General features: G+C 74.8%; 7 protein-coding genes. 2 read left to right on the top strand and 5 right to left on the bottom strand.

Annotation, left to right across the window (positions count from 1 at the left end):
* Window positions 1-2,342, bottom strand: a 2,342-nt coding sequence (locus ETD83_RS16705) for a serine/threonine-protein kinase (RefSeq protein ID WP_138646052.1), incomplete at its 3' end; no start/stop codon positions are given.
* Window positions 2,339-3,544, bottom strand: coding sequence for a hypothetical protein (locus ETD83_RS16700; protein ID WP_138646051.1), 1,206 nt, complete (start codon window positions 3,542-3,544; stop codon window positions 2,339-2,341). The genes ETD83_RS16705 and ETD83_RS16700, both read right to left, overlap by 4 nt.
* A 231-nt stretch (window positions 3,545-3,775) precedes the next feature.
* Here ETD83_RS16700 and ETD83_RS16695 point away from each other — a divergent pair, with 231 nt between their 5' ends.
* Window positions 3,776-4,276 carry a helix-turn-helix transcriptional regulator gene (locus ETD83_RS16695; protein WP_138646050.1) on the top strand — a complete coding sequence of 167 codons (501 nt, stop codon included), beginning with the start codon at window positions 3,776-3,778 and terminating at the stop codon, window positions 4,274-4,276.
* 210 nt (window positions 4,277-4,486) lie between these two features.
* Here the strand turns inward: ETD83_RS16695 and ETD83_RS16690 are convergent, their stop codons facing one another.
* A complete protein-coding gene (locus ETD83_RS16690; protein WP_230420954.1) occupies window positions 4,487-5,617 on the bottom strand; it encodes a glutamate--cysteine ligase in 1,131 nt (376 codons plus the stop codon).
* 117 nt (window positions 5,618-5,734) lie between these two features.
* On the opposite strand from ETD83_RS16690, the gene ETD83_RS16685 reads away from it, so the two are divergent.
* Entirely contained in the window at window positions 5,735-6,787 is a 1,053-nt protein-coding gene (locus ETD83_RS16685) for an NAD(P)H-dependent amine dehydrogenase family protein (RefSeq protein ID WP_138646048.1), read from the top strand.
* Here ETD83_RS16685 and ETD83_RS16680 read toward each other — a convergent pair.
* On the bottom strand, window positions 6,750-7,544 hold the full coding sequence (locus ETD83_RS16680) for an alpha/beta fold hydrolase (RefSeq protein WP_138646047.1): 795 nt from the start codon (window positions 7,542-7,544) through the stop codon (window positions 6,750-6,752). The genes ETD83_RS16685 and ETD83_RS16680 overlap by 38 nt on opposite strands.
* Before the next feature lie 60 nt (window positions 7,545-7,604).
* Window positions 7,605-9,221, bottom strand: coding sequence for a PucR family transcriptional regulator (locus ETD83_RS16675; protein WP_138646046.1), 1,617 nt, complete (start codon window positions 9,219-9,221; stop codon window positions 7,605-7,607).
* Window positions 9,222-9,320: the final 99 nt, after the last annotated feature.

Here is a 9,320-nt window from a genome sequence, read left to right as displayed (position 1 = left end):
CCGCCCGCCCCGTCGAGGAGCCAGTCGAGCGCGGCCTCCAGCACCTCGGCGGCCAGCCGGTCGCGGCGCTCCCCGTCCAGGTCGAGCGCGGTGAGGCGGTCACCGGCCGCGACCAGCTCGGCCGCCGTGAGCTCGGCGGGCGGGCGCCCGCGGACCGCGGTCGCGACCGCCGCCACCTGCGCGGGCAGGTACCGGATCGAGATCTTCGGCACCGAGTCCAGCGCGGCGACGGCGGCGGGCCGGGCGCCCGCCGCCAGATGCACGCGGGCGAGGCCGAACGCGGCGTTGATGTAGCTCTGGTCCGTGCGCCACACCATCTCGTACAGGCGGACGGCCTCGTGCGGCGCCGTCCGCTCGCGGCAGTAGGCGAGGGCCAGCTTGGGCGCCGCCTCGCCCGGCAGGAGCCCGTACAGATGGTCGAACCAGGGTTCGGCCTCGGCCACCCGGCCCTGCGCGAGGAGCCCGACGGCGCGGTACCAGTTGACCCGCCAGTCGCCGGGACGTTCGCCCTCCAGCTCGTCCAGCAGCGCCTGCGCCTCGGCCGCCGCGCCCAGTTCGATGTTCACGCGGGCGAGCGCCAGCCTCACCTCGGGCGTGCGCTCAGGCGCGTTCTTCGCCGCCTCCACGACCTGCTCGGGCTCCAGCGCGCTGAGGCCCGAGACGAACGCGGCGGCCGGGTCGGACCCGTCCACCAGCGGCACCGGCAGCGCCGCCGCGGCCACGGCGGGCGGGACGGGCGGCAGCGCCGACTCGCCGGACTCGCCGCCCGCCATCCGCGTCGCGAACCGCTCAGGACCGAACAGCCCGGACGGGGCCGGACGCGGCACGCCGTCCTCCGCGGCCAGGACCTCGCGCAGCACGCCGGTGAGCTGCTCCGCCATCTCCGCCGCGTCCTGGAACCGCTGCGCCGGATCGTGGTGCGTCGCCCGGCGCAGGAAGCGGTCGAACGACTCGAACCGCTGGAGCACGGGGACCTGCGCGCGCTCCGGCAGCGAGGTCGTGAACGCCCTGGTGAAGCCGCGGAACGGGAAGCTCAGCACGGCAAGCGCCCGCCCGACCGTGTACAGGTCGGACGAGACGGACGGCCCGGCGTCGGCGATCTCGGGCGCCTGGTAGCCGACGGTGCCGTAGATCGCGCCGCTGGGGTCGTCCAGCCGCCGGACGCCGCCGAGGTCGATCAGCCGGAGCTGCTCCTCGGACTGGATCACGTTGTCCGGCTTGAAGTCGCAGTACACCAGGCCCTGCGCGTGCAGGTACTCGAACGCGCGCAGCACCTCCAGCCCGTACGCGATGGCCTGCGCGAGCGGGAGGTGCTTCTCGCCCGAGGGCTGCGGCTGCTGGAGCAGGATGTCCTTGAGCGACTGGCCGCCCACGTACTCCATGACGATGTAGCCGTCGCCGTCGTGCTGGACGAAGTTGTAGATCTTGACGATGTTGGGATGCTCGACCTCGGCGAGGAACGCGCGCTCGGCCGCCGCGGCCGCCATGGCGTCGGCGTCACCGCTGTCCAGCAGGCCCTTGAGCACCACCCACCGGTCGCTGACGTTCCTGTCCTTGGCCAGGTAGATCCAGCCGAGGCCGCCGTGCGCGAGGCAGCCGAGCACGTCGTACTGCCCGCCGAGGAGGTCGCCCGGGCGGAGCTTCGGCGTGAACGAGAACTTGGTCCCGCATTTCGGGCAGAACCCCTCGGTGCGGCCGGGCTGGCCGCCGCGTCCCCGGCCGACCGGATGGTCGCAGTTGCTGCAGAAGCGCTTGCCCTCCGCGACCTGCGGGTCGTTCATCACGGCGGTGGACGGGTCCCGGTACGGGACGCGGGGCACCTCGACCAAGCCCGCGCCGAGCATGCCCCGGCGTGCCGACGAGCGCGCCGACCCGGTGCGGGTGCTGCCCGTCCGCGCGGTCCCGGAGGTGCCGCCCGTGCTCGTGCTGCCGGACGTTCCGGCCCGCGCGGTGAGCGTCGTGTGGGCGGGCGGGGAGCCGCAGACGTCGCAGTAGCCGTCCATGATCGTCCCGGTGCAGCCCGGCATGCGGCACGCGTCGGGCGGCAGGGCGACCGGCGCCCGCGGGGCGGGTACGGCGGCAGCGGCGCTCGCGGGCGGATTGCCGCAGACGTCGCAGTAGCCGTCCGAGATCGTCCCGGTGCAGCCGGGCTGCGTGCACGCGTTCGGCGCGGACTGAGCGGGCTGGACGGACTGAGCGAGCTGGACGGGCGGCGAGCCGGAGGACGCGGCGGCGGCGGACGATGAGGCGGGCGGCGGGGTGGACGACGCGGCCACGCCGCACAGGACGCAGTATCCGCCGTCAATGGTCCCGGTACAGCCCGGCTCGGTGCACTGGCTCATCGTTCCACTCCCTTCGCCCGCGCGTTGATGGCCTGCTGGTATCCCGACAGAGTCACGGTCGCCTTTCGCAGATCGCAGGGGGACGTCCACAGCAGCTCGCGAGCCTGCTCGTAGATCTGGATCAGCTCGGTGTCCTCGGCGTGGCCGAGTCTCGCAGCCTTCACGCGGTACCCCTCCAGCCGTCCGCGCAGCTCCTCGCGCCGGTCCAGCAGGCCGCGGATCACGCCGGCGGCCTCCCGCGCCCGGTCCAGCGCGTCGTTCGCCGCCCGCTCCAGGCCGGCGACCCGCTCCGCCAGATCGCTCCAGCCGGCGCCGGGCGCCGGGCGGGCGACCGCGGCGAGCCGATCGGCCAGGGCGGGCGACAGCTCGGGCAGGTCGGGCAGCGCCGGTTTGACGATCTTGGCGAGGACCTCGTCCCGGACCCGGCGGGCCTCCGCCTCCGTCCCGCGCAGCTGGTCCAGGACGGCGGCGACGGCGCGGAGCCGGCCGGCGAACCCGTCCCGCAGCCGCTCCGCCTCCTCCAGGCCGCGGCGCACCCCGGCGAGCCCCGCGCGGATCGCGTCCAGCCGCCCGGTGTCGGCGCGGCCGTCGCGCGCCAGCGCCATCGGGTCGCTCCGCACCACCGCGGCGACGGCGGTGAGGTCGGCGCGGAGCCGGTCGAGGTCGGGCTCGGCCCCGCCCAGGGACTCCAGCAGCTCCTCCGCCGCCCGGCGCTCCGCCTCCACCTCGGCGAGCCGCGACAGCAGCGCCGACCAGACCGCGTCCAGCGCCGCGACCGCCCGCGCGGCCTCCTCGTACAGCGGCGTCATCCGCTCGACCGCGGCCCGCAGGGTCAGCTTCTCGCCGGACGGGGCGGACAGCAGCGTCCGCCGCTCCAGCGGAACCTCCTCGGCGGGCAGCTCCACCGACGGGCCCGCGAGCAGCCAGGTCAGCTCCTTGAGCTGCGTCTGCCCCGGCCTGGCATGACGGGCCCGCAGCTCCTCCGCGGCGCCGAGCACGCGCCCGTAGACGTCGAACAGCGCCCACAGCGAGGCCAGCCCGGCCCGCACCTCCGCCTGCACGCGCCGCGTCTCCCCGTCCAGCGCCGCCCCCTCCAGCAACTGGTAGCCCTGGTAGGCCTCCAGTTCGAGCAGGGCGGCGCTTATGCGCTCCCGCTCGTCGCGGAGCCGCGCCAGAGCGCGGTCCGCCTCGTCTCGGCTCATTGGGGGCCGGCCCACCCGCGCCTCACTCAACGCCGGTCCACGGTCGGCCCATGTTCGCCCCGATTCCCCCACATAGAGCACGTTTTGGTGCCCAAGTTTTCACCATCGAAGGTCGCCTTCTCAAGCGCGATGCCGATCATCGTCGTGCGGGGCCCCGAGCTGAGTCACAAGACGCGATCCGAGCGTCCCCCGGCCCTCCAAAATGTCAGTGTTCGAACGTATGATCGAACCATGGCGAACGTTGCGACGCACCCTCAGACCGCGCCCACCTCGGCCGCCCCGCTCACCGCGGCGGAGATCGCCGCACTCGCGCTCTCGCTCGCGCACCTCGGCGCCGGCCCGCAGGCCACCACCGCGCGCCGCGCCCTGCACACCCTCCTCGACGCCGCCCCCCACGACGACGTGGTCACCACCACGCTCGCCACCCTCACCCGGCCCCTCGACGGCTCCACCTCCGACCGGGCCCGCGTGATCGCCGCCGCCATCACCGAGCACCGCGTCGTCCGGCTCTGCTACGGCGACGCCGGCGCCAACGTCACGATCCGCGAGGTCGAGCCCGTCACCTGCCTCGTCCACCGCGACCACTGGTACCTCGTCGGCTGGTGCCGGATGCGCCGGGGCGTCCGCGCCTTCCGCTTCGACCGCATCCTCGCCGTCGAGTCCACCGGCCTGCTCGCCCGCGCCCGCCGCGCCGACCGCTACCTCCCCTTCCAGAGGAGGAAGGCGAGCTAGCGCACCTTGGCCCAGGGGGCGACCCCCTGGAACCCCCGTCACGGGCGGCGGACCGTTCCCGAGCCGCTGGCGCATCTCGCGAAACGGCCCGCCGCCCGTCGGGTCGTGCGGCCTCCAGCGCGGGGCCCCTCCGGCCGCACGGCCCGTGACCCCGGCCGACGTCTTGTCATGGCGAGGATGGTGTGGCTCCTCCCGAGGAGCCCTGTTTCCTCAGACGGTGACGGTGTGCTGGACGGCGGCTGCGGCTACGGCTGTGACGTCGTGGGTCCTGGAGTAGATGGCGCGCTGGAACTGGGCGCCGTTGCCCCGCTCCAGGACGCCGTCCAGCATCGCCGTGACCGTGTCGAGGTCGCCCGAGCGGTCCAGGGCCGGGGTCAGGTGGTCGAGGAGCGCGCCGACGACCTGCTCGGCAGGGGCGGCGCAGCGGGTGGACGGATGGACGAGGTCGTCCCGCAGCCCGGACCGTCCCGCGCGCCACATCGCCAGCCGCATCAGGTCGGCCCGCACCGGGTCCGGCGGGTCGCCCTCGCGCCAGGCGTTGGCCGCGGTGTCCACCAGCGCGCGGACGAGCGCGGCCATCAGCACCGCGTCGTCGGCGTTCAGGCACACGTCCGGGACCCGGATCTCCACCGTCGGGTAGTGCCGCGACAGCCGCGCGTCGAAGTAGATCATGCCCTCGTCGAGGAGCGCGCCGGTGGCGAGCAGCGCCTCGACCGTCGTCCGGTACGCCTTGGCGGAGCCGAACAGCTCCGTCGGGCCGCTGGAGGGCCACCGCCCCCACACCTCGTGCCGCCAGCTGTCGTAGCCGGTGTCGGCGCCCTGCCAGAACGGCGAGTTCGCGCTGAGGGCCAGCAGCGGCGGCAGCCACGGGCGGATCCGGTCGAGGACGGCGACGCCCTCGTCCGGGGACTCGATGCCGACATGGACGTGGCAGCCGCAGGTGAGCTGGTCGTCCATGGCGAGGCCGTAGGCGACCAGCATCCGCTGGTAGCGGTGCGACGGCGTCAGCGACGGGCGGACGGTGACCGGTGACGTCGCGAGCGCCGCCACCGAGACGCCGACCCCGGCGGCCGACTGCGCCGCCGCCAGCCGCGCCGACCTGACGTGCTCGGAGATCTCGGCGAGCGAGGTGCAGACGGGGGTGGCGGTCTCCAGCTGCTCGCGCTGCAGCTCGGTCTCCAGCGGCTTCGAGCGCCGCCCGCCGGTGAGGAACAGCTCGTCGTGCCGCTGGGCGTAGCGGATCACGGAGCCGGAGACCGCCTGCGGGACGCCGGTGGCGGGATCGACGAGGAGCAGCTCCTCCTCCACCCCGAAAGTGCGCGGGCCTGTGCGAAGTGTCACCAGATGGTTGTGCCCCTCCGTGCACCGATGTACGTCCCGCGCGGGGCTCGTCCTGGCAGGAACGCCCTGCTTACAATGCGCGCACTTGACCGAACGCTTGGTCAGAAACGAGGTGGTATGTCGTATCTTGTCGGCCATTGGGCCGCCGGGCGTCTCGGCAGGCAGTCACTGCGGGCGATCATCGAGCATCCGGATCTCGAACTCGCCGGCGTGGTGGTCGGCGACCATCGCGAGGCGGGGCTGGACGCCGCCGAGTTGGCCGGGACCGGCCGTCCCACCGGTGTGCTCGCCACCGAGGACCCCGCACCGCTGCTCGCCCTCCGGCCGCACGTGATCAGCCACACGGCCTGCGGCCCGGGCCGGGTCGTCGACGAGGTGTGCCGCATCCTGGAGTCCGGCGCCGGGGTGGTGACGAACGCCCTGACCCCGATGGTGCATCCGGCGTCCGCCGACCAGGCCGTCGTCCGGCGGCTCCGCGCCGCGTGCGCCACCGGCGGCGCCGCCTGCCTCACCACCGGCCCCGGCCCCATGACCGACCTGCTTCCGCTGCTGCTCAGCGGCGCGAGCCTGCACCTCGACGGCATCAGGATCACCGAGATCATGTGCTGCGCGCGGCGGGAGGAGGTCCGCGAGTTCGGCTTCGGCGGGCCGATCGGGCACCGCCCGCCGGTCGTGCGGCCGGGCCTGCCGACGCTGATGTGGGGGCCGATGATCCGCCTCATCGCCGACCAGCTCGCCGTCCCGCTGGACGACTTCGAGGAGACCTACGAGCTGTGCCCGGCGCCCGAGTCGTTCGACGTCCCCGCCGGGCGGATCGCCAAGGGCACCACGGCGGGCCTCCGGTTCCAGGTGTCGGGCCTGCTCGGCGGGCGTCCCGTGATCACCGTCGAGCACGTGGCCCGGCTCCGGGAGGACCTCGCGCCGCACTGGCCCGCGCCGCCGTTCGGCGAGCCCGGCGGGCACCGCGTCGAGATCGCCGGGGAGCCGCCGTGGCGGCTGGACGTCGCCGGTCCCGGTGCCGCCGACCCGTCCGTCCCCGGGACGCTCGCGACCGCGCTGCGCCTGGTCAACGCCATCCCCGCGGTGGCCGAGGCCAGGCCGGGGCTGCACACCCCGCTGACCCTGCCGCCGTTCACCGGCCGCCGGCGCCTCCGCCGAGCCACTCGCTGAGCAGCGCGCCCGTCTCGTCCAGGCGGTCGACGTAGAGCATGTGCCCGGCCTCGATCTCGCTGATCGCGAGGCCCGGCCCGAGCGCCGTGCGGCAGTCGACCACGAACTCGGGCCGCACCAGGTCGGCCCGCGCCGCGATCACCAGGTGGGTGGGGACGTCCACGGGCGGCGGGACGTGCGGCCGCGCCATCTCCGAGTACGCGGCGACGATCGCGGCCGGTTCGTAGCGCCAGCGCAGCCGTCCGTCGGCGCCGTGCTGGAGATGCTCGGCGAGCTCGTCGTCGACCGCCTCGTCCGGCGCCTCCCGCCACCGCGCCACGCGGGCCGCGCGCGCCTCCGCGACGTCGCCGAACGACACCGGCGCCATGTGCCCGCGCGCCTCCGCGGCCGCCTTGGCGGGGTCGAGCCCGATCGCCGGGTCGAGCAGGACGAGCCGCCGCACCCGCCGCGGCGCGGCCCGCGCCAGATGCAGCGCGATCATCCCGCCGTAGGAGTGCCCGACGAGGTCGGCCCGCTCGACGCCCTCCAGGTCGAGCGTGGCGAGGAGGTCGGAGACGTGCTGCTCGACCGTCCACGGCGGCTCGTGCGGCGAACGCCCGTGCCCGCGCAGGTCGGGCGCCAGGACCGGCCGGTCCGCCAGGTACCGCTCGGCCGTCCGGCGCCAGCGCGCCCCGTGGCCCGCGACCCCGTGCAGCATGACGACCGGATCGCCCGCCGTATCCCCATACCGATGCACATGCAACGCCGCGTCCGTCATGCACCGAAGGGTAGACGCGCGGGCCCTCGTCGCGGGCCGTCTTCGCCGGACGGTGCCTGGTCAGGAACGTTCCCAGCGGACGGAGCTCAGCGCCAGCAGGGCGACGTGGAAGGAGACGCAGGACTCCACGTCGTCGAGGTCGGCGTCCAGGACGCGCTCTATCCGGCGGAGCCGCTCGTAGAAGGCGGGACGGGACAGATGGGCCTGCTGGGCGGCGACGGCCTTGTTGCGGCCCGACTCGAGGTACAGCTCCAGGATCCGGGTGAGGTCGCTGCCGCGCTCGGCGTCGTACTCCAGGAGCGGGCCCAGCTCGCGCTCAACGAAGGTCTGGAGGCGGGCGTCGTCGCGGAGGAGATGCAGGAGCCCGCGGAGCCGCAGGTCGGGCAGGCGGTAGAAGAGGCGGGCCCCGGCCGCGCGGGCGGCGACGTCGGCGACCTGCTCGGCCTCCAGGAACGAGCGGCGGACGTCGCGGATCGTCTCGACGAGGGACCCGGCCGCCATGACGGTCTCGCCGGACTGCTTGCGGATGCGGGTGGCGACCTCGGTGAGGGCCGTCTCCACGTCGGCGCGGGCGGGCAGCGAGGCGAGGACGCCGACGCGGGCGTGCGGGCCGCCCTCGTCCAGGACGCCGACGAGCGCGGCGAGGCGGGCGTCCTTGCAGGCGGCGGCGGCCGTCTCGGCGAGCGCGGACAGCTCCCCGACGGGCGGCGCGGAGGTCTTGGGGCCGCGGTGGCGCAGCACCACGCCGAGCAGCCGGCGGCCCGACAGCGGGACGCCGAGCGCGCGGGCCCGGGCGGCGGCCTCCTGCGGGTCGGAGTAGGCGTGCGCGAGGATGCGGGCGATGATCGTCCCGTGCGCCTGGCGCTCGACGCTCTCGGCGTGCCGGTCGAGGAGGCGGCCGAGGGCGAGGGTGGTGGCGGCCCGCTCGATCAGGACGGTGTCGCGGGCCGACGGCGGCGCGCCGAGGTCGATGATGAGGCGCCCCCAGTCCTCGCCGCGGGCGCCGACCATGGTGATCAGCCAGCCGGAGGTCGCGTCGTAGCCGGTGCGGCGGCCCGGCCGGACGGCGCGCGACCGCGTCTCCCACGCCGACAGCAGCTCGGACGGGTCGGCGCCGTTCGCGTCGGCGGCGAGCACCTGGTGGGAGAGGTTCTCCAGGACGACCGGATGCCCGCCCAGCGACGCGACCTGCCGGACGACCTCGTCCGTGGACGCGCCCTCGACCGACAGCTGCGTGAAGATCTCGTGCAGCTGCTCGGACGCCCGCAGCTCGGCGAACTGGTCCTGGACGATGCGGGCGTGCACCGACTCGGTGATGTCGACGAACGCCGGCTCATGGGCCAGGACGATCACGGGGAGGCCGTGGTCTTCGGCGGCGCCGGTCAGGGCGGGCGGCAGGACGCTGAGATAGCGGCGGCCCAGCTCGATCATCAGCCCGCTGACGCCGACCTCCGCGAGGTCGGCGATGTAGGCGCGGAGCCGTTCGGGCTCGTCCGGCAGCGCGATCCCGGTGGTGAGGACGAGCTCGCCGCCGTGCAGCAGGTGCGCGATGTCGGTGACCTCGGCGACGTGCACCCAGCGGACCCGGTTGCCGGTGCGGTCCGCGCCCGCGACGACGTGCGGCTGGCCGCGGCGGACCGCGTCGAGCTGGAGGACGTCGTCGAGTGTGGGCAGCATCACCCGCGATCCTATCCGGACAGAGTGTCAAGAGTGATGATCACATGGTTACAGACCGTCGGCGCCATCAGAGCGTTAACGGGAGGCTGAGGGTCCTGA

Origin of the sequence: Actinomadura soli (genome assembly GCF_005889715.1) — a bacterium.
GTDB classification, from domain to species: domain Bacteria; phylum Actinomycetota; class Actinomycetes; order Streptosporangiales; family Streptosporangiaceae; genus Spirillospora; species Spirillospora soli.
The sequence above is the reverse complement of the archived record's forward strand: the minus strand, read 5'-3'. Positions and strand labels throughout refer to the sequence as shown.